Source organism: Cellulomonas sp. ATA003, from assembly GCF_031582905.1.
Classification (GTDB): Bacteria; Actinomycetota; Actinomycetes; order Actinomycetales; family Cellulomonadaceae; genus Pengzhenrongella.
Window position 1 is genome coordinate 3,418,542 of record NZ_CP133990.1, and the last position, 25,121, is coordinate 3,443,662.

The window sequence follows — 25,121 nt, forward strand, 5'->3', positions numbered from 1 at the left end:
GTCTGAGGGAGCCGGCGACGAGCCGGTCAGCGGAGCGTCGGGGGTGCGAAGAAGCGGGAGATCAAGCGGCCGAGGAGGTTCAGCAGCATGACGATGAGGATCAGCGTGAGCGCCGCGGCCCAGGCGCGGTCGTAGTTGATCGTGGTGATGCAGTCTGCCGCGTCCGCGGCGCAGGGCGCCAGGCCCTGCGAGTACTGCCGGTACACGTAGACCGGCAGGCTCATCATGCGGCCCTCGAACACGTTGAAGTTGATCGAGTCGATCACACCGACCGTGATGAGCAGCGGTGCGGTCTCGCCGATGACGCGCGCGACGGCGAGCATGATCCCGGTGCCGATCCCGGCGACCGCGGTGCGCAGCACGACCTTGATGATCACCAGCCACTTCGGCACCCCGAGCGCGTAGGCCGCCTCGCGGAGCTCGTTGGGGACAAGCCGGAGCATCTCCTCGCACGAGCGGACCACGACCGGGATCATGAGGACGGACAGGGCCACGGACCCCACCACGCCGAACCTCACGCCCGGCCCGAAGAACACCGCGAACAGCGCGTACGCGAACAAGCCCGCGACGATCGAGGGGATGCCCGTCATGACGTCGACGAAGAACGTGACCCAGCGGGCCAGGGCACCGCGGCCGTACTCCACGAGGTAGATCGCGGTGAGCAGCCCGACGGGCACCGAGATGAGCGCGGCGACCGCGGTGATCAGCAGGGTCCCGACGATCGCGTGGTAGATCCCGCCGGCGTCCATCCCGCCGAACACCCCGCGCATGGAGACCGACAGGAAGTACGGCGAGAACCGCTCGATCCCGTTGGACACCACGGTCCAGGAGACCGAGATCAGCGGGACGAGCGCGACGAGGAACGCGGCGACGACCAGGCTCGTCATGATCCGGTCGGTGACGCGGCGGTGACGGTCGGTGCCGGCCAGCATCGTCCGGGTGTCGGACGACGGGTCGGGCGCGCCGGTGGTCGGGTCGGTCAGCACAGCGGCCATGTCAGTTCGCCCCCGAGAAGTCCTTGCGGCGCGCGACGATCGCGCGGGCGGCCATGTTCACCGCGAGGGTGATGACGAAGAGCGCGAGGCCGGTCGCGATCAGGGTGCTGACCCCGAGCGGGTTGGCCTCGGGGAACTGCAGCGCGATGTTGGCCGCGATGGTCTGGTGCTGACCGGCCTGGAGCAGGTTGAACGAGTACAGCGCACCGGGGCTGAGGATCATCAGGACGGCCATCGTCTCGCCCAGCGCCCGGCCGAGGCCGAGCATCGCGGCGGAGACGATCCCGGACCGCCCGAACGGCAGGACCGCCATCCGGATCATCTCCCACCGCGTCGCACCGAGGGCCAGGGCGGCCTCCTCGTGCAGCCGGGGCGCCTGGAGGAAGACCTCCCGGCACACCGCGGTGATGATGGGCAGGATCATCGCGCCCAGCACGACCGCGACGGTGAGGATCACGCGGGGCGGGTCGGACGCGGGCCCGGCGAACAGCGGGATGAACCCCAGCGTGTCCGACAGCCACTGCCAGACCGGCGCCAGCCGGGGTGCGAGCCAGATGGCGCCCCAGAGCCCGTAGATGACGCTGGGGATCGCCGCCAGGAGGTCCACCAGGTACCCGAGCCCGTTGGCGAGCCGCCGGGGTGCGTAGTGCGAGATGAACAGCGCGATGCCGATGGAGATCGGGGTGGCGATCACGAGGGCGAGCAGGGCGGCGAGGAGCGTGCCGAAGACGAGCGGGCCGATGAAGCCGAGCAGGCTCGAGTCCTGCGGGAACCAGCTGATGCTCTCGCCGAGCACCTCGCCGCGCGCCGTGATGGCCGGCCACGCCCGCACGACCAGGAACAGCGCGACCGCGGCGAGCACCAGGAGGATGAGCGCGCCGGCGCCGGTGGAGAGCCAGCGGAACCCGCGGCTCGCGCGGCCCTCGGGCCAGCGGCGTCGCCGGGGGCGCGGCTCACCGGGAGGTGAGGCGACCGGTTCGGTCCGGCTCGTCGTGGTGGTCACAGGCTCTCCGAGTGCTGCATGGGGACGGGGGATGCTCCCAGGATGCCCTGTCAGGGACCCTGGACGGACCGAGGTGGCCGGCCCCGTTCACCAGGAACGGGGCCGGCCACCGGCCGGGTGTGCGTCGGTCAGGCGCCCGCGGTGATCGCCTCGATCGCCGCCTCGGCGTCCGCGCGCAGGTCGGCGGAGATGGGGGCGGAGCCCGCGGCGCCCGCGGCGGCCTCCTGGCCCTCCTCGCTCGCCACGTAGCTCAGGAAGGCCTGGACGAGCTCGCCCTCCGCGGCGTCCTCGTAGCCGGCGCACGCGAGCGTGTACGACACCAGGACGAGCGGGTAGGCGCCGTCGGCCGTCGTCGTGCGGTCCAGCTCCACGACGATGTCGTGCTCGCTGCGGCCCTCGGCGCGCGGGGACGCGTCGACGACCGAGGCGGCCGCCTCCGGGGAGTACGGCACCCACTGCTCGCCGACCTGGATGCTCGCGGTGCCGAGCGTGCCGGCCTGCGAGGCGTCGGCGTAGCCGATCGTCCCCTCGCCGCCGTTCACGGTCTGCACGACGCCGGACGTGCCCTGCGCGGACTGCCCACCCGAGACGGGCCAGTCACCGCTCGCCTCGTACGGCCACGCCTCCCCCGCCGTGGCGGCGAGGTACTCGGTGAAGTTCTCCGTCGTGCCGGACTCGTCGGACCGGTTGACCGGCGTGATCGGCAGGTCGGGGAGCGTCACGTCGGGGTTGTCCGCGGCGATCTCCGGGGCGCTCCAGGTGGTGATCTGGCGGTCGAAGATGCCCGCGATGACCTCGGGCGACAGGTTGAGGCTGTCGACGCCCGGGACGTTGAAGATGATGGCGATGGGGCTGATGTACAGCGGGATCTCGATGACCTCGCCGCTCGTGCAGCGCTCCGCGGCCTGCGCGAGCTGCTCCTCGTCCAGGGCCGCGTCGCTCCCGGCGAACGCGACACCACCCTCGAGGAACTGGGTGCGGCCGCCACCCGAGCCGACCGGGTCGTAGGCGACGTTGACGTCGGGGTTCGCGGTCTGGAACCCGGCGCGCCAGGCGCCCATCGCCGCCTCCTGCGAGGAGGCGCCGGCACCCTCGAGGTTCCCGCTGAGCCCGGAGCCGGTGTCCGTCGTCGCGTCGTCGCCGGGCGTCGCCTGGATCGGGTTGTCCGACCCGCACGCGGTGAGCGAGAGCGAGGGCGCCGGTCAGCGCGAAGGCCCCGACACGGCGGTGGAGAGAGGTTCACTGTGCTCCTGCCTGAATTCCGTCTGTCGCCGCGCGCAGTGGTGCGCTGCGGCCTCCCCAGACGGTAGGGAGCGCAGGTGACCAGTCGGCCCGCCGAAGGTGAACCCCGGGTGAACGGTGGTCGACGGCTCGACGCCGGGTCACCCGCTCAGGCGACGTCGTCGAGCTTGTAGCCGAGCCCGCGCACGGTGAGCAGGAGGCGGGGGTTCGCCGGGTCGGGCTCGATCTTGGCGCGCACACGCTTGACGTGCACGTCGAGGGTCTTGGTGTCCCCCACGTAGTCCGACCCCCAGATGCGGTCGATGAGCTGGGCACGCGTGAGCACGCGGCCGGCGTTGCGCAGCAGCATCTCCAACAGCTCGAACTCCTTGAGCGGGAACGGCACGGTCACGCCGTCCACCTCGACGGTGTGCCGCTCGACGTCCATCCGGACCGGCCCGACGGCGAGTGCGCCCTCCTCGGCCTCGGGCTCGGGCGAGTCGGTGCGGCGGCGCAGGACCGCGCGCACCCGCGCGAGCAGCTCGCGGTAGGAGTACGGCTTGGTCACGTAGTCGTCGGCGCCCAGCTCGAGCCCGACGACCTTGTCGATCTCGGTGTCCTTGGCGGTCAGCATGATGACCGGCACGGTCCCGCGCACCCGCAGCTCCCGGCAGACCTCCGTGCCGGACAGCCCGGGCAGCATGAGGTCGAGCAGCACGAGGTCCGCACCGCCCCGGTCGTACGCCTCGAGCGCCTGGGGGCCGGTGGCCGCGGTGACGACGTCGTAGCCGTCCTTGCTGAGCTGGTAGGACAACGGGTCGCGGTAGGACTCCTCGTCCTCCACGAGCAGGATGCGCGTCACGCACCCACCTCCTCGGGTCGGGATGGCTGGGTACCCGGTGCGACGTGCGCCGCCGGGATCCGCAGGGTGAACGTGGAGCCCTTGCCGGGGCGGGACCACACGGCGACCTCGCCGCCGTGGTCGGCCGCGACGTGCTTGACGATGCTCAGACCCAGGCCCGTGCCGCCGGTGTCGCGCGAGCGCGCCGGGTCCACGCGGTAGAACCGCTCGAAGACGCGGTCCTGGTCCTCCGGCGCGATGCCGATGCCCTGGTCGACGACGGCGATCTCCACCATCTCGCCGACCCGGCGCACCCCGGCGCCGACCTGCGTGCCGACCGGTGAGTACGCCACGGCGTTGTCGAGCAGGTTGCGCACCGCGGTGACCAGCAGGGAGTGGTCGCCGTACACCGTCAGGCCGGCCTCGCCCCCGGGGTGGAGGCTGATGGACTTGCCGGTGGCCTTGGTGCGGGCACGGTCGACCGCCTCCGCCAGGACGGCGTCGACCTCGACGAGCGCGGGCTGGTTGAGCGCGCCGGCGACCTGGAGCCGGGACAGCTCGATGATCTCGTGCACCAGCGCGGACAGCCGCGCGGACTCCTGCTGCATGCGGGCCGAGAACCGGCGGACCGCCTCGGGGTCGTCCGCGGCCGCCTGCACGGTCTCGGCGAGCAGGGACAGCGCCCCCACGGGCGTCTTGAGCTCGTGGGACACGTTGACGACGAAGTCGCGGCGGATCGCCTCGAGCCGACGTGCCTCGGTGCGGTCCTCGGCGAGCACGAGCACGTGCTGCGGCCCCACGTGGGCGACGCGGACCTGCAGCATGACGCGCGCCGGCCCGACGGGGCCGCGGGGCAGCTCGAGCTCCTCGTCGCGGATCACGCCGTCGCGCCGCACGTCGCGCACCATGTCGCGGATCGCGGCGTGCGGGATGCTCCCCTCCCGGACGACGCCCAGCGCGTAGGCGGGTGGGCTCGCCCGCACCACCGCGTCCTCGTCGTCGAGCACGACGGCGGCCGACCGGAGCGCCGCGAGGGTCCGCACCAGGCCGTCGTCGAGCGCGGGCTCGGGCGTCGGTGGCATCGCGCGCTGGACCCGCTCGCTGTACCGGAAGCCCACGCCGGCGGCGAGGCCGACGAGGACGCCGAGCAGACCGGCGACCACGAGCTGGTATTCCTCCACGCGGGTCAATGTACGCATGGCAGCGTGGCGCCCTCGTCAGGGCTGCCTGCGGGTCCGACACTGTTCACCTGGGGGCAGGTCCGTGTTCACCTGGCGGTGTCACGCTGGCCTGCGAACACGGAAGAGGGAGCACATGCGGGAGATCTTCGAGGCCGAGCTCAAGCAGCTGGGTGCCGACCTGGTGACGATGAGCGAGCAGGTCGAGACCGCCATCCGCAACGCCGGCACGGCGCTGCTGACCGGTGACGTCCCGCTGGCGGAGTCGGTGATCGTCGCCGACGCGGCCATCGACGCCATCGAGCGTGACCTGGACGAGCGCTGCGTGCTCATGATCGCCCAGCAGGCACCGGTCGCGACCGACCTGCGGGTGGTCGTGTCCGCGCTGCGGATGAGCGCCACGCTCGAGCGGATGGGCGACCTCGCGCGGCACGTCGCGGAGGTCGCGCGCGGGCGGTACCCGCGGTCGGCCGTACCGCAGGCGCTGTCCGGGACGTTCTCCGAGATGCACGAGTCGGCGACGCGCGTGGCGGGCCGCACCACCGAGCTGCTGGCCACGCACAGCCTCGACATGGCGCAGAGCATCGAGCGCGACGACGACCAGCTCGACCGGCTGCACGAGGACACCTTCACCGCGCTCCTCGGCGGCAACTGGAACGGCACCCCGCAGGAGACGGTCGACGTCACTCTCCTCGGCCGGTACTACGAGCGCTTCGGGGACCACGCGGTCTCCATCGCCCGGCGCGTGACGTTCCTGGTCACCGGGGACTTCAAGGACGAGGTGATCCGGGTCCGCTGACCCGCCGCGCACACGCAGACGCCGACGGCGCCGGGGTCCTCCCCGGCGCCGTCGGCGTCTGCGCCCTGCGTGCGGTCCGAGGGCGTCAGCGACCCTGGTTGGCGACCGCGGCGATGGCCGCCGCGGCGGCGTCGGGGTCGAGGTACGTGCCACCGGGGGTCACCGGCTGCAGGTCGTCGTCGAGCTCGTAGTGCAGCGGGATGCCGGTGGGGACGTTGAGGCCGGCGATCGCCTCGTCGCTCACCCCGTCGAGGTGCTTGATGATGGCGCGCAGCGAGTTGCCGTGCGCGGCCACGAGGACGGTCTTGCCCTCCCGCAGGTCGGGGACGACGGCGTCCTCCCAGTAGGGCAGGGCGCGCGCGAGCACGTCCTTGAGGCACTCGGTGGCGGGGGTCGGCTCGCCCGCGTAGCGCGGGTCGGCGTCCTGGGAGTACTCGGAGCCGGGCTGGATCTCGGGCGGCGGGACGTCGTAGGAGCGGCGCCAGAGCATGAACTGCTCCTCGCCGAACTCCGCGAGCGTCTGCTTCTTGTCCTTGCCCTGCAGCGCGCCGTAGTGGCGCTCGTTGAGGCGCCAGGACCGCTTGACCGGGATCCAGTGCCGGTCGGCGGCGTCGAGCGCGAGGTTCGCGGTCGTGATCGCGCGGCGCAGGAGCGAGGTGTGCACGACGTCGGGCAGGACGCCGGCGTCGGTCAGCAGGGTGCCGCCGCGCTTCGCCTCCTCGACGCCCTTCTCGCTGAGCGCGACGTCGACCCAGCCGGTGAACAGGTTCTTGGCGTTCCACTCGCTCTCGCCGTGGCGGAGCAGCACGAGGGTGTAGGTCATGCCCCCATCCTGCCGCACGCGGTCCGGCCGCACGCGGTCCTGCCGCACGGGTCAGGTGGTGGCGGGCTCGTTCGCACCCCACGCGGCGGGGTCGTCGACGAGGTCGCGCAGGACCGCGAGCGCACCACCCGTCATCGCCGGGTACTGCCCGGCCCGCGCGACGCTCAGCCCGACGTCCTTCCACGGCGCGGACAGCACCCGGCGGCGCAGCTCGCGCCGGACCGGCTCGTCGAGGTGCGCGGCCAGCACGGCGTAGGCGCCCCCGAGCACCACGTCGCCCACGTCCATGATGTTGACGACGTTGGCCAGCGCGGTGCCCAGCGCGGCGCCGCCCTCGCGCAGCGCGTGCACGGCGGCCGGGTCGCCCGCGTCCGCCGCCCGGGCGAGCGCCGAGGTCGGCTGGGAGCGGTCGAGCCCCGCGGCCGCCATGAGCGCGTCCTGCCCGGCGCGGGCCTCGAGGGTGCCACCGGTTCCCGCGTCGTCGCTGACGTCGATGACGGTGTGCCCGATCTCGCCGCTCCACCCGTGCTGGCCGGCGAAGATCTCGCCGTCGAGCACGAGCGCCCCGCCGATGCCGACCTCCCCGGAGACGTACACGAAGCTCGAGGGGCGGTCGTGCCGTCGCGCGTACGCCTCGGCGCGCGCGGCGAGGTTGGCCTCGTTGGCGATGAGGGAGGGATCCCGGCGAGCACCGGGTGCGAGGTGAGCAGACCGACGACGTCGACGTCGCGCCAGCCGAGGTTGGGCGCGAGCCGCAGCGGCCCGGTGACGCTGTCCACCAGGCCGGGCACGGCGATCGCGGTGCCGGCGAGCACGACGCCGTCCGCGCTCAGCCCGGCGACCACGGACCCGGCGAGCCCCGCCAGCCGCTCGAGCACGACCACCGGGTCGCTGCCGCGAAAGTCGCCGGTCTCGACCCGCTCGGTGACCATCCCGCCCGCGAGGTCGACCGCGCGCACGCCGAGGTAGTCGACGTTCACCTCCATGCCGACCGCCGCGATCGTGCCGCGCGCCGGGACGAGCGGCACCGCTGGCCGCCCCGCGCGCGGGGCGGCCACGGGCTCGAGCTCGGTGACCATGCCGGCCGCGACGAGGCGGTCGACCAGCGCCGACACCGTCGCCCGGGTCAGTCCTGTGGCGGTCGCGATGGCCGCGCGTGACACTGGTTCCGGCGCGTCGATCACGTGCCGCAGGGCGAGGCTCAGGTTGTGCTCACGCAGGGTGCGCTGGCGCGCCGCCACACCGGCCCGGCCGGTCGTGCGCAGTCCGGGGCGCGGCGGGCGCGGGCGCACGTGGTCCCGTGACGCCTCGCGCACGGGAGCGTCCGCGACGTCTCCGGAGCCCTCGGCGTCGCGCGTCATGGCTTGACCCTAGCGCGCGTCGGCGGTTATGTTCATCCACACAACTAATAGTGTTCCACCCCGTGATCTCGCAGAGGAGACCTCTTCATGACGCGCAAGCCCACCCCTGAGGACAAGTTCGCCTTCGGTCTCTGGACCGTCGGCTGGGAGGCTCGGGACCAGTTCGGCTCCGCCTCCCGCCCCGCGCTCGACGTCGTCGAGTCCGTGAACCGGCTGGCCGAGCTCGGCGCCTCGTTCGTGACCTTCCACGACAACGACGTCGTGCCGTTCGGCGCCGACGCCGCGACGCGCGACGAGATCCTCGCCCGCTTCCGCAAGGCCCTGGACGAGACCGGCGTCAAGGTCTCGATGGTCACCACCGACACCTTCGCGCACCCGATCTTCAAGGACGGCGCGTTCACCTCCAACGACCGCCAGGTCCGTCGCTACGGCCTGCGCAAGGTCCTGCAGAACGTCGACCTCGCCGCCGAGATGGGCGCGCAGACGTTCGTCATGTGGGGTGGTCGCGAGGGCGCCGAGTACGACGCCTCGAAGGACCTCTACGCCGCGCACGCGCGCTACGCCGAGGGCATCGACACGGTCGCCGGCTACATCAAGTCCAAGGGCTACGACCTGCGCATCGCACTGGAGCCCAAGCCGAACGAGCCCCGCGGCGACATCCTCCTGCCCACGGTCGGGCACGCGCTGGCGTTCATCGAGAAGCTCGAGAACGGCGACATCGTCGGCGTGAACCCCGAGACCGGCCACGAGCAGATGGCCGGGCTGAACTACACCGTCGGCCTCGCGCAGGCGCTGTGGGCCGAGAAGCTCTTCCACATCGACCTCAACGGTCAGCGCTCCATCAAGTACGACCAGGACCTCGTGTTCGGCCACGGTGACCTGCTGTCGGCGTTCTTCACGGTCGACCTGGTCGAGAACGGCTTCCCCAGCGGCGGCCCGAAGTACGACGGCCCGGTCCACTTCGACTACAAGCCGTCGCGCACCGAGGACATCGAGGGTGTGTGGGCGTCCGCCGCGGCGAACATGTCCACCTACATCCTGCTCAAGGAGCGCGCGCAGGCGTTCCGTGCCGACCCCGAGGTCCAGGCCGCCATGGAGGCGAGCAAGGTCTTCGAGCTCGCGCAGCCCACGATCGGTGAGGGCGAGACCCTCGAGGACCTGCTGGCCGACCGCTCGGCCTACGAGGACCTGGACGTGAACGAGGTCGCCGCCCGCGGCTTCCACTTCGTGCACCTCAACCAGCTCGCCGTCGAGCACGCCCTCGGCGCCCGCTGACCCGCACCACCGCACCACACCGGGCCGCCGGGAGCCACGCGCTCCCGGCGGCCCGCCGCGCGTGACCCCCGCCACGCGTCCCCTCGAACCCGAAGGAGCTCAGCGATGCCGCTGGTCGCCGGGGTGGACTCCTCCACCCAGTCCTGCAAGGTCGTCATCCGCGACGCCGAGACCGGGGCGCTCGTGCGCTCGGGACGCGCGTCGCACCCGGACGGCACCTCCATCGAGCCCGCCCACTGGTGGGACGCCCTGCAGACCGCGATCGCGGAGGCCGGCGGTCTCGCCGACGTCGCCGCGGTCGCCGTCGGCGGGCAGCAGCACGGCATGGTCGCGCTCGACGCGGACGGCGCGGTCATCCGCGACGCCCTGCTGTGGAACGACACCCGCTCGGCCGGTGCCGCGGTGGACCTCATCCGCGAGCTCGGTGACGGGTCCCTCGAGGCCGGCGCCGCGGCCTGGGCGCAGGCCACCGGGTCCGTCCCGGTCGCGTCCCTGACCGTGACCAAGCTGCGCTGGCTGCGCGACGCGGAGCCGGAGAACGCCGCCCGGGTCGCCGCCGTCGCCCTCCCCCACGACTGGCTCACCTGGAAGCTGTCGGGCTCGACCGACCTGGCCGACCTGACCACGGACCGGTCGGACGCGTCCGGCACGGGCTACTGGTCGCCCGTCACCGACGACTACCGACGCGACCTGCTCGCCCTTGCGCTCGGCCGCGACGCCGACGACGTCGTGCTGCCGCGCGTCGTGGCCGCCGGTGCGCGCGCCGGGACGACCGCCGACGGCGTCGTGCTCGGTGCCGGTGCCGGGGACAACGCCGGTGCGGCGCTCGGCCTGGGCATGGTCGAGGGGGACGTCGCGGTCTCCATCGGGACCTCGGGCGTCGTCTCCGCCATCTCGGCGAAGCCGACCACCGACGCGTCGGGCATGGTCTCGGGCTTCGCCGACGCGACCGGCGCCTTCCTGCCGCTGGCCTGCACGCTCAACGCCTCGCGCGTGCTCGACGCCGCCGCGCGCATGCTCGGGGTCGACCACGCCGGGCTCAGCGCCCTCGCCCTGCAGGCCCCGGCGGGGTCGGACGGGCTCGTGCTGGTGCCCTACCTCGAGGGCGAGCGCACCCCGAACAAGCCGGACGCGACCGGTGCGCTGCACGGCATGCGGCTGGGCAACACCACGCCGGCGCACCTGGCGCGGGCCGCGGTCGAGGGCATGCTGTGCGCCCTCGCCGACGGGATGGACGCGCTGCGCGAGCAGCGCGTGCCCGTCCGCACCGTCTCGCTCATCGGGGGCGGAGCGCAGTCCGAGGCCGTGCGCCGCATCGCGCCGTCGGTCTTCGGCCTGGACGTGGCCGTCCCGCCGCCGGGCGAGTACGTGGCCGACGGCGCCGCGCGCCAGGCCGCCTGGGCGCTGACCGGGGGCGCCACCGCCCCGCGGTGGACGGCGGCCGGCGACGCCGAGGTCTTCTCGGCCCCCGCGGAGCCGGCGGTCCGGGAGCAGTACGCCGCGGTGCGCGACCTCACCGCGACCCGCAGCGCCTGACCCGCTCGGGTCACCACGCAGGACGACAGACGGCCGCCCAGGGCTGAGGCCCCGGGCGGCCGTCCGTGCGTCAGGCGGTCGCCTGCGTCAGTGCGCGGCCTCGTAGGCGGCGCGGACGTCGGCCGAGATGCGGCCACGCTCGGACACCTCGTGGCCGTTCTCCCGGGCCCACTCGCGGATCGCGGTGGCGTCGCTGGACGAGCCGCTCGACCGGCGGCCGGATCCGCCGCCGCGGTTCTGGCGCGCGGAGCCGCGCGAGCCGGAGCCGACCTTGCGGGCGTGCCCGACCCAGCGGGAGAAGGACTCGCGCAGCTCGGCTGCGTGGTCCGCGGTGAGGTCGATCTCGTACGAGACGCCGTCCAGGGAGAACGTCACCGTCTCCTCGGCGGTACCGCCGTCGATGTCGTCGACCAGCAGAACCTGGACCTTCTGCGCCATGTGCAATCTCCTCGCGTTTGCGCGGGCGATGTTTTCGCCCGGTTCACCGTGAGCATGGCACTGCCCGCAAAGGCGCGTCAAAGATCTCCACAATGGGCGGGTCGAATGGCGTACGACCGCCGGGCAAATCAGCCGCGGATATGTGCCCCGGTCAACGTGTGCGTGCGCGGTGTCACAGCGGTCATCAATTCAGTCGACCGTGCGCTGCGATCCGCTGCCGGCGGCGGCCTGGGCACGAGCCGCTTCCTCGGCCTCGAGCCGCGCCATGGCGGCGCGCTCGGTCCGGTCGGCATTCATCAGCGCCCGGATCGCGATCGTGAACAGGATCCCGACGCCGATCGGCGGGGTGAGTGCGGCAGCAGCGGCCCAGAAGGTGTCCACCCGACGAGTCTACGCCGCGGCACCGCACGGGTCGGTCAGCCGAGCGGCTTCACCAACGGGAAGAGGATGGTCTCCCGGATACCCAGACCGGTGAGCGCCATGAGCAGTCGGTCGATGCCCATCCCCATCCCGCCCGACGGCGGCATGGCGTACTCCATGGCGGTCAGGAAGTCCTCGTCGACGGCCATCGCCTCGTCGTCACCCGCGGCGGCGAGAAGCGCCTGCGCCTCGAAGCGCTCGCGCTGCACGACCGGGTCGACGAGCTCGGAGTAGGCCGTGCCCAGCTCCATCCCGCGGACGTACAGGTCCCACTTCTCGACCCGGCCGGGCAGCGACCGGTGCGCTCGCGTGAGCGGGGACGTCTCCACCGGGAAGTCCCGCACGAACGTCGGGGCGTGCAGGTGGTCGCCGACGAGGTGCTCCCAGACCTCCTCGACGAGCTTGCCGTGGCTCGCTCGCGCGGGGTCGACCGAGATGTCGAGGCGGTCGGCGTGGCGCTGGAGCCACGCGACGGGGGTCTCGGGCGTGACCTCCTCCCCCAGCGCGTCGGACAGCGAGCTGTACAGGCTCAGCACCTCCCACCGACCGCCGACGTCGTACGGGGTGCCGTCGGCCAGCGTGACCGTCGTCGTGCCGAAGACGTCGAGCGCGGCCTGCTGCACGAGGTCCTGCGTCAGCTCCGCCATCGTGTCGTAGTCGCCGTAGGCCTCGTACGCCTCGAGGGTCGCGAACTCCGGGGAGTGCGTGGAGTCGGCGCCCTCGTTGCGGAAGTTCCGGTTGATCTCGAAGACCCGCTCGACGCCACCGACCACCGCGCGCTTGAGGAACAGCTCGGGCGCGATGCGCAGGAACAGGTCGAGGTCGAAGGCGTTCATGTGGGTCGTGAAGGGCCGCGCGGTCGCGCCGCCGTGCACGGTCTGGAGCATCGGGGTCTCGACCTCGAGGTACCCGCGGCGGTGGAAGTTCTCCCGCAGCGACCGCACGACGCCCGCGCGCAGGCGCACGGTGTCCCGGGCGGCCGGACGCGCGATGAGGTCGACGTAGCGCTGGCGGACCCGCGCCTCCTCGGACAGGTCCTTGTGCAGCACCGGCAGCGGGCGCAGCGCCTTGGCCGCGATCTGCCAGTCGTCGGCGAAGACGGAGAGCTCACCGCGCCGCGAGCTGATGACCCGGCCGTGGGCGAACAGGTGGTCACCGAGGTCGACGTCCGCCTTGAACGCGGTCAGCGACTCCTCGCCGACGACCGCCTGGCTGAGCATGACCTGGAGCCGGTTGCCCTCGCCGTCCTGCAGGGTGACGAAGCACAGCTTGCCGGTGTTGCGCAGGAAGACCACGCGCCCGGCGACACCGACGACGTCGTCGGTCTCCTCGCCGGCCGGGAGGTCGGGGTGCGCGGCCCGGACGGCGGCGACGGTGTGGGTGCGCGGCACGGAGACCGGGTAGGCCTCACGCCCGCTGGCCAGGAGGCGTTCGCGCTTCTCCCGCCGGACCCTCATCTGCTCCGGCAGCTCGTCGGCCCCCTCGGCGGGGACGTCGGCGGGGTCGGGCACGGCGGGGAGCTGGCTCACCCACCGATCCTACCGACCGGCACGGCTTGGTCCGGGCGGGCCCCGAGGGGGTCAGGCGGGTCAGCCGCGGACGGCGGCGAAGGCCAGACCGCTGGGCTGCAGGCCGCCGTGCAGGTCGCGGCCCTCCTCGGGGACCTGCCCCGGGTCCCCGGAGCGGTCGAGGATGCGGTTCGCCTCGTCGACGAACACCACGTGCGGGGAGTAGGTCCGCGCCTCGGCGTCGTCGAGCATGCCGTACGCGATGAGGATGACGACGTCGCCCGGCGCCACGAGGTGGGCGGCGGCGCCGTTGATGCAGATCTGGCCCGACCCGCGCTCGCCGGGGATCGTGTAGGTGGTGAGCCGTGCGCCGTTGGTGACGTCGACGATGTCGACCTGCTGCCCGGGCAGGAGGTCCGCGGCGTCGAGCAGGTCGGCGTCGACGGTGACCGAGCCCACGTAGTGCAGGTCGGCCTGGGTGACGGTGGCCCGGTGGATCTTGCCGATCATCATCGGGCGCTGCAGGGACGTCATGCGTGCTCCAGGGAGTGCCGGCCCAGCCGCAGCGGGGCGTTGTCGATCAGGCGTGTGCTGCCGACCCGGGCTGCCAGGACGAGCACCGTCGCGCCGGTGTGGTCCTCGCGGACCCTCTGTGCGGTCAACGGGTCGACCAGGACGGCGTATTCCACCACGAGGTCGGCGGCGTCCAGGACCGTGTGCACCGCGGCCCGCACGGCCTCGGCCGTCCCCCGGCCGCGGCGACGTCCTCGGCGGCCCGGACGGCCGCCGACAGCGCGAGCGCCCGGGTGCGCTCGTCGGCGGACAGGTAGGCGTTGCGGGACGACAGCGCGAGGCCGTCGTCGTCGCGCACCGTCGGCACGCCCACCACCTCGACGTCGACGTCGAGGTCGCGCACCATGCGGCGCACGGCCATGAGCTGCTGGGCGTCCTTCTGGCCGAACAGCGCGACCTGCGGGCGCACGAGGTGCAGCAGCTTGAGCACGACGGTCAGCACGCCGTCGAGGTGCCCCGGCCGGGACGCACCCTCGAGCACGTCGCCGATCGCGCCGGCGCTCACCCGCACGACCGGATCGCCGTCGGGGTAGACGACGTCGGGCGTGGGGGCGAAGACGACGTCGGCCCCGGCGCCGGCGAGCAGGCCGAGGTCGCCCTCGAGGTCGCGCGGGTAGCGCTCGAGGTCCTCCCCGGGGCCGAACTGCAGCGGGTTGACGAAGATGGTCACGACGACGTGGTCGGCGGCGGCGCGGGCGGAGCGCACGAGGGCGAGGTGCCCCTCGTGGAGGGCGCCCATCGTCATGACCACGGCGCGGCGCCCCGACGTGCTGCCGAGGACGGCGTCGAGCTCGTCGCGGGTGCGCACCAGCCGGGGCGCCGCACCGCCGCGGGTCGCGCGGTCGTCGTCGGTCATGCGGGGTCCTCCGGGTGGTCGGACGGGCGGGGCGCGGGATCGCTCGGGCGGGGGCGGGACCGGACGGCGGGTCGGCGGGGCCCGCCGGGTCGCCGGGGTCGATCGGGCCCACGGGGTCGCCGGGACCCGCCGCGCCGCCGGGGCCCGACGAGCCGCCGGGGTCGGCCAGGGCGTCGAGCAGCGCCTGGGCCGGGTCCTCGCGGAGCCGCCCGGCCGCGAGCGAGCGCTGCGTGGCCGCGCGCGCGAGCGTGCGGTAGCCGTCCGGGATGTCGAGCGCGGCGTCGCGTGCGGCGAGCGCGGTGAGCTCGGCGAGGTGGTCGGTCACGGTGCCGACATCCCCGCGGGCGACCGGGCCGGTCATCGTCGCGATGGCCCCGGGCCCGTCGGCGACCGACGCGGCGCGCAGGGCGCCGTCGAGCGCGGCGCCGAGCAGGGGCGCCAGGACGTGACCGGGGTCGTCGACCCCCGCGGCGCGCAGCGCCTGCGCGGCCTGCGCCACCAGGACGACGAGGTGGTTCGCCCCGTGCGCGAGTGCCGCGTGGTACAGCGGCCGAGCGGCCTCGTCGACCACGACGGGCTCGCCGCCGATCTCGACGACGAGCGCCTGCGCGATCGGCAGGACGGGCCCCGGTGCGGTCACCGCGAAGCAGCACCCGACCAGCCGGGACAGGTCCAGGGACGTCCCGGTGAAGGTCATCGCCGGATGCACGGCGAGCGGGATCGCCCCGGCCGCGCGGGCCGGGGCGAGCACCCCGGTGCCGAACCGGCCGGACGTGTGCAGCACGAGCTGCCCGGGCTGCCACGCGCCGACCTCGGCGAGCCCGGCGACGAGCGGGGCCAGGGCGTCGTCGGGCACGGTGAGCAGGACGAGCTCGGCGCGCTCGACGACGTCGGGCACCTCGAGCACGGGAACGCCCGGCAGCAGCGCGTCGATGCGGTCGCGCGAGCCGGTCGAGATGCCGCTCGCGGCGACCACGGGGTGGCCGACCGACCGCAGCGCGCTGCCGAGCACGGCGCCCACCCGGCCGGCCCCGACGACGCCGACGCCCAGCCGCCCGGGTCGCGACGCGGCGGCCCCGGGGACCGTCACGACGCCGGGTCCGACTGGGTCACGGCACGCGGCTCGGCGGCGGCGCGCATCCACTGCTCCGGGCCGGCGCTCGCGCGCGCGGTGCGGGCCCGCGCGGTCTGCTCGTCGAGCAGCCGGGCGGCGACGTCCAGCGCGAGGTGCGGGACGCGCGGGCTGACCGGTCCGGGCGTGGAGTGCACCGCGAGCGACGCGACACCGAGGCGCCGCTGGAGCGGTCCCTGCTCGACGCCGAGGGACTGGGTGCGCTCGTGCGGGACGACGACGAGGCGGCGCACGAGGCGTCCGCTGCGGATGAGCAGCGCACGGTCGGTCACGCGGTAGCCGGTGCGGCGCCAGGCCCACGGGTCGAGCCACCGCGCGCGGCGCGGGATCGTGACGAACCCGCCGTCGTCGCAGGTGCCCTCGAGCGCCGCGGTGAGCACGGCGCGCGGGTCCTCGGCGCCGAGGTCGGGCAGCACCAGCCAGACGGCCGTGAGGGCCTCGTCGCGGTCACCCACGGGCAGCAGCACGTTCTCCGCGCCGGCGTCGCCCTCGCCGCCGTACCCGGCGACGTTGACCTCGACCCGCCACCAGCCGCTGCGGCGCCACAGCAGCCCCTGCTTGATCCCGATCGCCTGCACCCGGCCGGGCGGGAGTGTCTGCGAGCGCGACTCGAGCAGGCCGTGGCGCAGCCGGATGCCGTCCGGGGAGATCGCGGCGTGGAAGTTGAAGTCGCGGGAGAACTGCGACCAGTACACCCCGGCGACCCCGAGGAAGCCTGGGAGCAGCGCGAGGGCCGCCCCGGGCTCGCCGGTGACCGCGATGATCACCACGACGGCGATGACGCCGCCGACCAGCGTCACGGTCGCACCGGAGCGGATCATCGCACCGATCACCCGCGACGCCGGGACCTCGAGCACGGGGCGCTCGGGGGCGGACTCGGCCGGCTCGCCCTCGGCGCGGCGCAGCCCGGCCGCGCGCGCGAGCAGCTCGGCGCGCAGCGCGTCGGCCTGGTCCTCCTTGAGGAACGCGAGCGACACCGCGGACCCGGGGCCGCCGGCGACCTCGAGCTTGAGCTCGGCGAGACCCATGAGCCGGGCGAGGATCGGCTGGACGACGTCGACCGCCTGCAGCCGGTCCAGGCGCGCCTTGCGCTGCTGACGGAACAGGACCCCGCTGTGCAGGTACACGGCGTCGTCGTCGAGCGCGTAGCGCGTCATGCGCCAGGCGAGCGCGGCGTACCCGAAGGCGATCAGCGCCACGCCGACCAGCACGCCGAGGGCGATGAGCCAGCCGCGGCCGGCGAGCAGGTCGCGGGCGTCGGCGAGGTCGTCGCTGAGCTGCTGGGCGGCGATGAAGACCAGGACGACGACGACCTTCCAGCCCTTCACGGCCGGGGTCACCGGGTGCATGCGGTTCCACACGAGGTCGGCCGGCGCCGCGGCGGCCTCCCCGGTCACGATGGCGTCCGGCCGGTCGGCACCGGGTGCGCCGTCGGCACCGGCGCGACCGGGGGCGGCGACGGCGCCCGTGGGCTCGTCCGGCGGGGTCGTCACAGGCCCGCCAGCCGGGCCTCGCCGCGGGACGCGAGCCCGTCACGCAGCCGCGAGGCCTCCTCGGGCGGCAGCCCGTCGATCGCGGCGTCGGTGCCCGGCGACGCGGTGTGCAGCTGCACCTGGGCGATCCCGAACGCGCGGGCCAGCGGACCGGCCTGCACGTCGACGTACTGCATGCGCCCGTAGGGCACGACGACCATCGACCGGAACACGATGCCCTTGCGGATCAGCAGGTCGTCGGCGCGCTCGGCGTAGCCGATCGCGCGGACCTGGCGCGGCACGAGGACGGCGGTCCACACCCCGATCAGCGCGAGGGCGGCCGGGAACGCCCACACCCACGTGGCCCCGGTGAGGACGGCGGTGACCGCCGTGCCGAGCAAGGGCACCCCCAGGACGATGGCCGCGGTCGCGAGGCGCGCGGTCGCCAGGCGGGGCGAGACGGGGTGCCAGACGACGCCGTCGGGCTCGAACGGTCCGGCGTCGCTGTGCAGGTCGGTCATGTGCCCATCCTTCCACTGGCGAGGGCCCGGACCACCACGCCCGTGGCCGGTGCCGGGTCAGACGGCGGCGGGGTCGGTGCCGTTCGGCTCGCCGTCCGACGCGACGTCGTCCGAGGGCGGCGGGACCCGGCACAGGTGCTCCACGACGAGCCCGACGACGGCGAGCACCACGGCCCCGAGGGACGCGGCCGCGGCGGCGACCGCGCGGTCCCGCTGCGACTCGATGCCCAGGTCGCCGATCACCAGCAGCACCTGGGCGAGGTACCACCCGAGCAGCGTGGCCCCGGTGTAGCAGGACGCCTTGGCGAGCACCGCCGTCCGGGCCGCCCGCAGCGGGTCGAGGTCGGGCCGCCGGCCCTGCAGGAACTGCCGGACCGCCCAGCCCATGCGCAGCACGACGCCGGCGATCACGAGCATGACGAGCACGACGAGCCACGCGACCGGCGGCAGGACCACGCCCTGCCCGCGCAGGAGCCCCAGGACCGCCCACGCCAGGACGGTCACCACCACGGCGACCGCGACCAGCGACTGCCAGCGCGTGCGCGCCATCAGCGCTCCCTGTCGCCCGCGGGGGCGGCGGCGCGGTCCGGGGACGGCACGGAATCCGGTGCGGGGTCCGGTGCGGGCTCGACGTCCGTCTCGTGCCGGACCGGCGCGTTCATCCAGTCCAGGGCGAGCCACCGGATGCCGCCGCGGTCGGGCGCCGTCGCGGCGAGCGCGGCGACCGGGCCGCCGCCCAGCCCGGGCAGCACGGCGTCGGGCGCGATCTGCGCCCACGGCTGCAGCACGAAGGCGCGCTGGTGGGCGCGGGGGTGCGGGAGCTCGAGGTCGTCGGTCACGGCGAGCGTCGTGTCGTAGGTGATGAGGTCGATGTCGAGGGTGCGCGGGCCCCAGTGCTCACGGCGCTCGCGTCCGTGCCGCGCCTCGACGCCCTGCACCGCCCGGAGCAGCGCGCGGGCCGCGAGGCTCGTGCGCACGAGCAGGACGGCGTTGAGGAAGTCCGGCTGCTCGGGTCCACCGACCGGCGCGGTGCGTGCCAGGGGCGACACCGCGAGGACCTCGACCCCGTCGATCGCCCCGAGGTCGTCGACCGCGGTCCGCAGCGTGCTCTGCGGCGCCCCGATGTTCGACCCGAGCGCGAGCACCGCCTCGACGGGCACCGGCGGGGCCTCGTCGAGCCGGTCGGGCTCGGGGGCGGCGGAGCCGTCGGCGACGCGCTGGGGCCCGGACGACCCCTGCCCCGCGCCGGGGCCCGTGGTCGCGGCGGGCGGCGCCTCCCACGGCGCTGCGGCGGGCAGCTTCTGCCGGTCCCGGCGCACCCGCACGACGACGTCCTCGAACGGCACCGTCACCGGCGCACCGGGCTTGTGCACGGCGACGTCGACGGCGACGACGACCTGATCGGCGAGCGCGGTCGCCGCGATGCGCTCGGCGACCGTCTCGATGAGGTCGGCCGGGTCGCCCGCGAGCACCGCGGCGACCTTCTCCGCGAGCACGCCGTAGTCGACCGTGCGGCCCAGGTCGTCCCCGGCGGCGGCCCGACGGGTGTCGAGGTGGACCACGACGTCGGCGCTGAAGACCTGCCCCTCGCGACGCTCGTGCTCGAAGACCCCGTGGTACCCGGTGGCGCTGATCCCGGCCAGGACGATCTGGTCCAGGGGGTGCCCCGCGTCGTCCAGGGCCGGCCCCATCGGGTGGGTGCTCACGTCGTCACGTCCTCGTCGGTCGGTCGGTCGGGTGGTCGGTCGGTCGGGTGGTCGGTCGGTGGGTGAGTGGTCGGCGGGTGGGTCGGGGCGCCGGCCGGGGTCCCGGCGGCGGTCCACGCGGCGGCGACCCGGACGGCGTCCGCCGAGCCTGCCACCTCGTGCACCCGCACGCACCAAGCCCCCGCGAGCGCCGCGAGCGCGCTCACGGCGGCCGTCGCGGCGTCGCGGCCGGCCGGGGGCACCGGGGCGCCGTCGGCCCCGGCGAGCAGGTGACCCAGGAACCGCTTGCGCGACGCGCCGACCAGCACGGGCCGGCCGAGCGACCCGAGCCGGTCGAGGTGCGCCAGCAGCGGCCAGTTGTCGGCGCCGCGCTTGGCGAAGCCGAGGCCGGGGTCGAGCACCACGCGCGCCGGGTCGACGCCGGCCGAGGCCAGCTCGTCGAGGCGCTGCGCGAGCTCGCGGCGCACGTCCTCGACGACGTCGTCGTAGTCGACGCGGGTGTCCATGACGTCGGCGTGCCCGCGCCAGTGCATCGCGACGTAGGCGACCCCCAGCCGCGCCACGGTCCGGTGCATGGCCGGGTCCGCCAAACCCCCGGAGACGTCGTTGACGAGCACCGCCCCCGCGTCCACGGCCCGCTCGGCCACCTCGGCCCGCGTCGTGTCGACGCTCACGGCGGCGCCGCCCGCGGTGAGCGCCCGGACGACCGGCAGCACGCGCGCGAGCTCGTCCTCGACCGTGACCCGCGCCGAGCCGGGCCGCGTCGACTCCCCGCCGACGTCGAGCAGGTCGGCCCCGGCGGCGAGCAGCGACCGCCCGTGCGCGACGGCGGCGTCCGGCTCGAACCAGCGTCCCCCGTCGGAGAAGGAGTCGGGGGTCACGTTGACCACGCCCATGACCAGCGTCCGCTGCAGGGCGGTGATCCCCGGCGGCAGCGGCTCGGGGTGGCGCGGCGGGCGGGCGGCGGGGACGGGCACGGCGTTCACCCTAGGGCGACCGGAGGTGTGGGTCAGCGCGCGGTCGGCGATGCGTCAGCGACCGAGGATGAGGCTCATGGCCTCGGCGCGGGTGGCGCCGTCGCGCATCTGCCCGCGGACCGCGGACGTCACGGTGCGCGCACCCGGCTTGCGCACCCCCGCATCGACATGCACAGGTGCTCGCACTCGATCACGACGATGGCGCCGCGCGGCCGCAGGTGGGCCATGAGGGCGTCGGCCACCTGGGTCGTGAGCCGCTCCTGCACCTGCGGGCGGCGGGCGTACAGGTCGACCACCCGGGCGAGCTTGCTCAGCCCGGTGATCCGGCCGTCCTCGTTCGGGATGTACCCGACGTGCGCGACGCCGTGGAACGGCACGAGGTGGTGCTCGCAGGTCGAGTACACCTCGATGTCCTTGACCAGCACCATCTCCTCGTGACCGAGGTCGAACGTGGTGGTGAGCACCTCGGCCGGGTCTCGGTGCAGCCCCGCGAACGTCTCGGCGAGGGCGCGCGCGACGCGCGCCGGGGTGTCCTGCAGGCCCTCGCGGTCGGGGTCCTCCCCCACCGCGTGCAGCAGCTCGCGGACGGCGGCCTCGACCCTCGGCGCGTCGTAGGGACGCGCCGAGGGCAGGCCGGCGGCGATCGGGTCGGTCACGTCGGTCAGCTCCGCGGCCCGAGGTCGGGGGTGCCGCTCGGCGGCAGCGGGACGGGACCGGAGACCGGATGCTCGCCAGCGGCGGCGGCCTCGTCCTGCGGGATGACCGGGTGGCCGTTCTGCTCCGCCCTCTCCGCCGGGGTCATGACCGGGGGCCGGGTCGCGACCGGGCGCTCGTCGGACGACAGCCACACGTCGCGCGCGGAGCGCTTGACGATCGGGGCGAAGACCTCGGCGAGCTCGGCCTGGTTGAGGGTCTCGCGCTCGAGCAGCTCGAGCACGAGGTGGTCGAGGACGTCGCGGTACTGGACCAGGACCTCCCACGCCTCGTCGTGCGCGGCCTCGATGAGTCGCCGCACCTCGACGTCGACGAGCGCGGCGACGGACTCGGAGTACTCCCGGCCGTGGCCCATGTCGCGGCCCATGAACACCTCGCCGGAGTCCTGGCCCAGCTTGATGGCGCCGACCTTCTCGCTCATCCCGTACTGCGTGACCATCTTGCGGGCGATCGCGGTCGCCTTCTCGATGTCGTTGGACGCCCCGGTCGTCGGGTCGTGGAACACGAGCTCCTCGGCGACCCGGCCGCCCATCGCGTACGCGAGCTGGTCGAGGAGCTCGTTGCGGGTCGTGGAGTACTTGTCCTCGGCCGGCATGACCATCGTGTACCCGAGCGCACGCCCGCGCGGCAGGATCGTCACCTTGGTGACGGGGTCGGTGTAGCGCAGCGCCGCCGCCACGATCGCGTGACCACCCTCGTGGTACGCGGTGATCTTCTGCTCCTTGACCTTCATGATCCGGGTGCGCTTCTGCGGCCCGGCCACGACGCGGTCGATCGCCTCGTCGAGCTCGTGGTCGCCGATCGTCTGGCCGCCGGTGCGCGCGGTGAGCAGCGCAGCCTCGTTGAGCACGTTGGCGAGGTCGGCACCGGTGAAGCCCGGGGTGCGCCGCGCGACGGCCTCGAGGTCGATGTCGGGCGCCATCGGCTTGCCCTGCGCGTGCACCGACAGGATCTGCGCGCGGCCCTTGAGGTCGGGCGGGTCGACCGAGATTTGGCGGTCGAAGCGGCCCGGACGCAGCAGCGCGGGGTCGAGGATGTCGGGCCGGTTCGTCGCCGCGATGAGGATGACGTTCGCGTTGACGTCGAACCCGTCCATCTCGACCAGCATCTGGTTGAGCGTCTGCTCGCGCTCGTCGTGCCCGCCACCCATCCCGGCACCGCGGTGACGGCCGACGGCGTCGATCTCGTCGATGAAGATGATGGCCGGCGCGTTCTCCTTGGCCTGCGTGAACAGGTCGCGCACGCGCGACGCACCGACGCCGACGAACATCTCGACGAAGTCCGACCCGGAGATGGAGTAGAAGGGGACGCCCGCCTCACCCGCGACGGCGCGGGCGAGCAGCGTCTTGCCGGTCCCGGGCTGGCCGTACAGCAGGACGCCCTTGGGGATCTTCGCGCCCACGGCCTGGAACCGGGCCGGGTCGGACAGGAACTCCTTGATCTCGTGGAGCTCCTCGACCGCCTCGTCCACGCCCGCGACGTCGCTGAACCGGACCTGGGGCGCCTCCTTGCTCACGAGCTTGGCCTTGGACTTGCCGAAGCCCATGACCCGCGAGTTGCCCCCTGCATCCGGGACATGAGGAACCAGAAGATTGCCAGGATGATGATGAAGGGCAGCAGCAGGCCCAGCAGGCTCGCCAGCCACGACTGCACCGGCACCTCGGAGTTGAAGCCGCCCTCGGGGTCGGCCTCGGCGATCGCCTGCACGACCGTCTCGCCCTGCGGCTCCACGTAGAAGAACTCGACCGTCCGGCCGAGGTCCTCGCCGTCGACCGTGAGGTCCTCCGCCAGGGACAGGGTGACGCGCTGCTCGCCGTCGACGATCTCGGCCTGCTCGACCTCACCGCGCTCGAGCAGCTCCAGGCCGGTCGAGGTGTCGATGCGGCTGACCTGCGGCGAGAAGAGGGTCGAGGCGCCGATCCAGAGGATCGCCACGGCCAGGACGATCCACAGCACGGGGCCGCGAGTGAGGCGCTTGAAGTTCATGGGTGAGGGGCGTGCCCCTGTTCCCTCCAGATCGGTGTGCGGGTTGCCCTGGCAAGTTACACGTCCGACCTGACGATCCGGTCCCCTGTTCGCCCAGGGCCGCACGACGGCGCCGCCCCTGCGCCGGCGCCCGCCGGACCCGGCGCGGCGTTCCGTCAACTCCGCCGCGCCGGTGCCGATGGGCGCGTGGGGGCGCCACCCGCGTGCCCGACCCTCCGGTCAGAAGGAACACCATGCCCGTGCTGCGCCGCCCCCGTCCCGACGCCCGCACCACGCCGCCCCCGCAGGACGTCGAGGCGCTCGAGCACGTCCTGCGGGCGCTCGACGGAGGGGTCAAGAACGCGGACGACGCGGTCGTGACGATCACCGACGCGCTCGCCGCGCGGCTGCGGCTGGCGTACGGCGCGGCCTGGGTGCGTGACCCGCACGGGCAGTTCGCGCTCGTCCACGAGACCGGCGACCTCCTGTCGGCGATGCGGGGCGCCATGGGCGGCGCCCGGTCGCTGCCGGCGGACGCCGGCCTGCTCGGCGGCGCCGTCGCCACCCGTCGCCCGGTGCTCGTGCGTGAGCTCGGCGACGGTCCGCGCTGCCTGCGCTGGGAGGCGGCGCTCCGTGCCGGCGCGAGCGAGGGCGCCGTCGTCCCGCTGCTGGACGCGAGCGGACGCGTCACCGCGGTGCTGGAGGCCTACGGCCGCACGCCGCTGCCCCAGCTCGACGGCGACAAGTGGGCCGCCATCGCGCGGATCGCCTCCCTCGCCCGGGTGCAGGCCGTGGTGACGTCGGAGCTGCGGGAGACCCTGGACGACCGCCTCGCGGTGACCACGGTCGTGGCGAAGGTGGGCGAGGCGGGCGACGCCCGCGCGGCGCTGCGCGTCGCCCTGGACACGGTGCGCACGGCGTTCGGCTGGGCGTACGGCTCGTACTGGCAGATGGACGACGCCGCGGGCGTCCTGCGGTTCGACGTGGAGTCGGGGTCGGCCGGCGAGGAGTTCCGCCAGGTGACCCTGGCCGCGTCGTTCGCCGAGGGCGTGGGGCTCTCCGGGCGGGCGTGGAAGGCCCGTGACCTCGTGTTCGTCGAGGACCTCGCGCAGCTCACGGACTGCGTGCGCGCGCCGGCCGCGCAGCGGGCCGGCGTCCGGTCGGGCGTCTGCTTCCCCGTGCTCGACGGCGACGTGGTGCTGGGCACGATGGACTTCTTCACGACCGAGACGATCGAGCTGTCGCCGTCGCGCGCCGAGGCGCTGCGCAACGTCCAGCACCTCGTGTCCCAGCGGCTGTCGATGCTGCGCCGGCGCGAGGAGGACGCCCGCAGCGCCCGGCTCCTGCTGGACACCGTGTCACGCCTGCGGGCGGCGTCGGCGGACGCCGGGGCGGTCGCCGATCGCGCCGTGTCGAGCTCGGCCACCATGAGCGCCGAGGTCGCCGCGCTGTCCGAGGCGTCCACCTCGATCGCCGACGTCATCAAGATCATCTCGACCATCGCCGAGCAGACCAACCTGCTCGCGCTGAACGCGACCATCGAGGCGGCGCGGGCCGGGGAGGTGGGGCGCGGGTTCGCTGTGGTCGCCGGCGAGGTCAAGGAGCTCGCCCGCGAGACGGCGCAGGCGACCCAGCGGGTCGCCGACCAGGTCGCCGGCATCCAGAGCACCAGCCGGACCGTCACCGAGGGAATCCGGTCGACGTCCGGGATCATCGGCGAGCTGGACGCCGTCCAGGCGCGGATGGCCGACGTGCTCGAGGAGCAGGCCGGCATGGCGGCCGCGTTCGGCGGCTGACGCCGCCGCTG

The 25,121-nt window shown here is 74.2% G+C and carries 20 protein-coding genes and 5 pseudogenes; 4 read left to right on the plus strand and 21 right to left on the minus strand.

The features are described 5' to 3' along the window. Positions 1-26: 26 nt before the first annotated feature. The 5 genes from pstA to REH70_RS16965 form a co-directional block, all read right to left on the minus strand. Complete coding sequence (gene pstA, locus REH70_RS16945) at positions 27-995, minus strand: phosphate ABC transporter permease PstA (protein WP_396134569.1); 969 nt, start codon at positions 993-995, stop codon at positions 27-29. A 1-nt stretch (position 996) separates the two neighbouring features. After that, positions 997-1,998 (minus strand): phosphate ABC transporter permease subunit PstC, encoded by a 1,002-nt coding sequence (gene pstC / locus REH70_RS16950; RefSeq protein WP_310749110.1) that lies wholly within the window; start codon positions 1,996-1,998, stop codon positions 997-999. A 128-nt stretch (positions 1,999-2,126) separates the two neighbouring features. Then, entirely contained in the window at positions 2,127-3,155 is a 1,029-nt protein-coding gene (locus REH70_RS16955) for a phosphate ABC transporter substrate-binding protein PstS (protein ID WP_310754370.1), read from the minus strand. A gap of 233 nt (positions 3,156-3,388) precedes the next feature. Further along, positions 3,389-4,081, minus strand: a complete 693-nt coding sequence (locus tag REH70_RS16960) for a response regulator transcription factor (protein ID WP_310749112.1) — start codon at positions 4,079-4,081, stop codon at positions 3,389-3,391. Continuing rightward, entirely contained in the window at positions 4,078-5,259 is a 1,182-nt protein-coding gene (locus REH70_RS16965; protein ID WP_310749114.1) for an ATP-binding protein, read from the minus strand. The genes REH70_RS16960 and REH70_RS16965 overlap by 4 nt, the downstream gene beginning before the upstream one ends. A 115-nt stretch (positions 5,260-5,374) precedes the next feature. On the opposite strand from REH70_RS16965, the gene phoU reads away from it, so the two are divergent. Then, positions 5,375-6,037, plus strand: coding sequence for a phosphate signaling complex protein PhoU (phoU, locus tag REH70_RS16970; RefSeq protein ID WP_310749116.1), 663 nt, complete (start codon positions 5,375-5,377; stop codon positions 6,035-6,037). An 85-nt stretch (positions 6,038-6,122) separates the two neighbouring features. Here phoU and REH70_RS16975 read toward each other — a convergent pair whose 3' ends face one another. The 3 genes and pseudogenes from REH70_RS16975 to REH70_RS16985 form a co-directional block, all read right to left on the minus strand. After that, positions 6,123-6,860, minus strand: a complete 738-nt coding sequence (locus REH70_RS16975) for a phosphoglyceromutase (protein WP_310749118.1) — start codon at positions 6,858-6,860, stop codon at positions 6,123-6,125. A gap of 51 nt (positions 6,861-6,911) precedes the next feature. Further along, positions 6,912-7,595: an ROK family protein gene (locus REH70_RS16980; protein ID WP_310754372.1), complete on the minus strand. Its 684-nt coding sequence runs from the start codon at positions 7,593-7,595 to the stop codon at positions 6,912-6,914. Positions 7,596-7,987: 392 nt separating this feature from the next. Beyond that, a pseudogene (locus REH70_RS16985) lies at positions 7,988-8,221 on the minus strand (hypothetical protein); the annotation flags it as partial. Positions 8,222-8,308: 87 nt separating this feature from the next. Between REH70_RS16985 and xylA the strand changes: the two are divergent. Both xylA and xylB read left to right on the plus strand, forming a co-directional pair. Continuing rightward, complete coding sequence (gene xylA, locus REH70_RS16990; RefSeq protein WP_310749120.1) at positions 8,309-9,496, plus strand: xylose isomerase; 1,188 nt, start codon at positions 8,309-8,311, stop codon at positions 9,494-9,496. A 105-nt stretch (positions 9,497-9,601) separates the two neighbouring features. Next, positions 9,602-11,032, plus strand: coding sequence for a xylulokinase (gene xylB / locus REH70_RS16995; RefSeq protein WP_310749122.1), 1,431 nt, complete (start codon positions 9,602-9,604; stop codon positions 11,030-11,032). Between the two features lie 87 nt (positions 11,033-11,119). Here the strand turns inward: xylB and REH70_RS17000 are convergent, their stop codons facing one another. The 13 genes and pseudogenes from REH70_RS17000 to ftsH form a co-directional block, all read right to left on the minus strand. Next, the gene (locus REH70_RS17000; RefSeq protein ID WP_310749124.1) at positions 11,120-11,470 is read right to left on the minus strand and encodes an Lsr2 family protein; all 351 of its coding nucleotides are present in this window, start codon (positions 11,468-11,470) and stop codon (positions 11,120-11,122) included. A 189-nt stretch (positions 11,471-11,659) separates the two neighbouring features. Beyond that, on the minus strand, positions 11,660-11,851 hold the full coding sequence (locus REH70_RS17005; protein ID WP_310749126.1) for a hypothetical protein: 192 nt from the start codon (positions 11,849-11,851) through the stop codon (positions 11,660-11,662). A 35-nt stretch (positions 11,852-11,886) separates the two neighbouring features. After that, positions 11,887-13,347: a lysine--tRNA ligase gene (gene lysS, locus REH70_RS17010; RefSeq protein ID WP_310754374.1), complete on the minus strand. Its 1,461-nt coding sequence runs from the start codon at positions 13,345-13,347 to the stop codon at positions 11,887-11,889. Positions 13,348-13,479: 132 nt separating this feature from the next. Further along, the gene (gene panD, locus REH70_RS17015) at positions 13,480-13,932 is read right to left on the minus strand and encodes an aspartate 1-decarboxylase (RefSeq protein WP_310754375.1); all 453 of its coding nucleotides are present in this window, start codon (positions 13,930-13,932) and stop codon (positions 13,480-13,482) included. Then, positions 13,929-14,827 (minus strand): annotated as a pseudogene (panC, locus tag REH70_RS17020) (pantoate--beta-alanine ligase). Before panC ends, panD begins: the two are co-directional and overlap by 4 nt. A gap of 157 nt (positions 14,828-14,984) precedes the next feature. Beyond that, positions 14,985-15,917 (minus strand): annotated as a pseudogene (locus tag REH70_RS17025) (Rossmann-like and DUF2520 domain-containing protein); the annotation flags it as partial. Further along, positions 15,914-17,452 (minus strand): PH domain-containing protein, encoded by a 1,539-nt coding sequence (locus tag REH70_RS17030; protein WP_310749128.1) that lies wholly within the window; start codon positions 17,450-17,452, stop codon positions 15,914-15,916. The pseudogene REH70_RS17025 and the gene REH70_RS17030, both read right to left, overlap by 4 nt. Continuing rightward, positions 17,449-17,952: a PH domain-containing protein gene (locus tag REH70_RS17035; protein ID WP_310749130.1), complete on the minus strand. Its 504-nt coding sequence runs from the start codon at positions 17,950-17,952 to the stop codon at positions 17,449-17,451. Before REH70_RS17035 ends, REH70_RS17030 begins: the two co-directional genes overlap by 4 nt. Positions 17,953-18,009: 57 nt before the next feature. Beyond that, a complete protein-coding gene (locus REH70_RS17040) occupies positions 18,010-18,501 on the minus strand; it encodes a DUF3180 domain-containing protein (protein ID WP_310749132.1) in 492 nt (163 codons plus the stop codon). Further along, a complete protein-coding gene (folK, locus tag REH70_RS17045) occupies positions 18,501-19,658 on the minus strand; it encodes a 2-amino-4-hydroxy-6-hydroxymethyldihydropteridine diphosphokinase (protein WP_310749134.1) in 1,158 nt (385 codons plus the stop codon). Before folK ends, REH70_RS17040 begins: the two co-directional genes overlap by 1 nt. Further along, complete coding sequence (gene folP / locus REH70_RS17050) at positions 19,655-20,554, minus strand: dihydropteroate synthase (protein ID WP_310754377.1); 900 nt, start codon at positions 20,552-20,554, stop codon at positions 19,655-19,657. The genes folK and folP overlap by 4 nt, the downstream gene beginning before the upstream one ends. Positions 20,555-20,689: 135 nt before the next feature. Further along, positions 20,690-21,291 (minus strand): annotated as a pseudogene (gene folE, locus REH70_RS17055) (GTP cyclohydrolase I FolE). Positions 21,292-21,296: 5 nt separating this feature from the next. Beyond that, positions 21,297-23,335: pseudogene (gene ftsH / locus REH70_RS17060) on the minus strand (ATP-dependent zinc metalloprotease FtsH). A gap of 233 nt (positions 23,336-23,568) precedes the next feature. Between ftsH and REH70_RS17065 the strand changes: the two are divergent. Beyond that, positions 23,569-25,110, plus strand: a complete 1,542-nt coding sequence (locus REH70_RS17065; RefSeq protein WP_310749136.1) for a methyl-accepting chemotaxis protein — start codon at positions 23,569-23,571, stop codon at positions 25,108-25,110. Positions 25,111-25,121 lie beyond the last annotated feature (11 nt).

Bases quoted from the DNA above. Each gene is read 5' to 3' on its own strand.
- pstA (WP_396134569.1), bottom strand. From the start codon at position 995: ATGGCCGCTGTGCTGACCGACCCGACCACCGGCGCGCCCGACCCGTCG.
- REH70_RS16965 (WP_310749114.1), bottom strand. From the start codon at position 5,259: ATGCGTACATTGACCCGCGTGGAGGAATACCAGCTCGTGGTCGCCGGT.
- phoU (WP_310749116.1), top strand. From the start codon at position 5,375: ATGCGGGAGATCTTCGAGGCCGAGCTCAAGCAGCTGGGTGCCGACCTG.
- REH70_RS16975 (WP_310749118.1), bottom strand. From the start codon at position 6,860: ATGACCTACACCCTCGTGCTGCTCCGCCACGGCGAGAGCGAGTGGAAC.
- xylA (WP_310749120.1), top strand. From the start codon at position 8,309: ATGACGCGCAAGCCCACCCCTGAGGACAAGTTCGCCTTCGGTCTCTGG.
- xylB (WP_310749122.1), top strand. From the start codon at position 9,602: ATGCCGCTGGTCGCCGGGGTGGACTCCTCCACCCAGTCCTGCAAGGTC.
- REH70_RS17000 (WP_310749124.1), bottom strand. From the start codon at position 11,470: ATGGCGCAGAAGGTCCAGGTTCTGCTGGTCGACGACATCGACGGCGGT.
- lysS (WP_310754374.1), bottom strand. From the start codon at position 13,347: ATGAGGGTCCGGCGGGAGAAGCGCGAACGCCTCCTGGCCAGCGGGCGT.
- panD (WP_310754375.1), bottom strand. From the start codon at position 13,932: ATGACGTCCCTGCAGCGCCCGATGATGATCGGCAAGATCCACCGGGCC.
- REH70_RS17035 (WP_310749130.1), bottom strand. From the start codon at position 17,952: ATGACCGACCTGCACAGCGACGCCGGACCGTTCGAGCCCGACGGCGTC.
- REH70_RS17040 (WP_310749132.1), bottom strand. From the start codon at position 18,501: ATGGCGCGCACGCGCTGGCAGTCGCTGGTCGCGGTCGCCGTGGTGGTG.
- folP (WP_310754377.1), bottom strand. From the start codon at position 20,554: ATGGGCGTGGTCAACGTGACCCCCGACTCCTTCTCCGACGGGGGACGC.
- REH70_RS17065 (WP_310749136.1), top strand. From the start codon at position 23,569: ATGCCCGTGCTGCGCCGCCCCCGTCCCGACGCCCGCACCACGCCGCCC.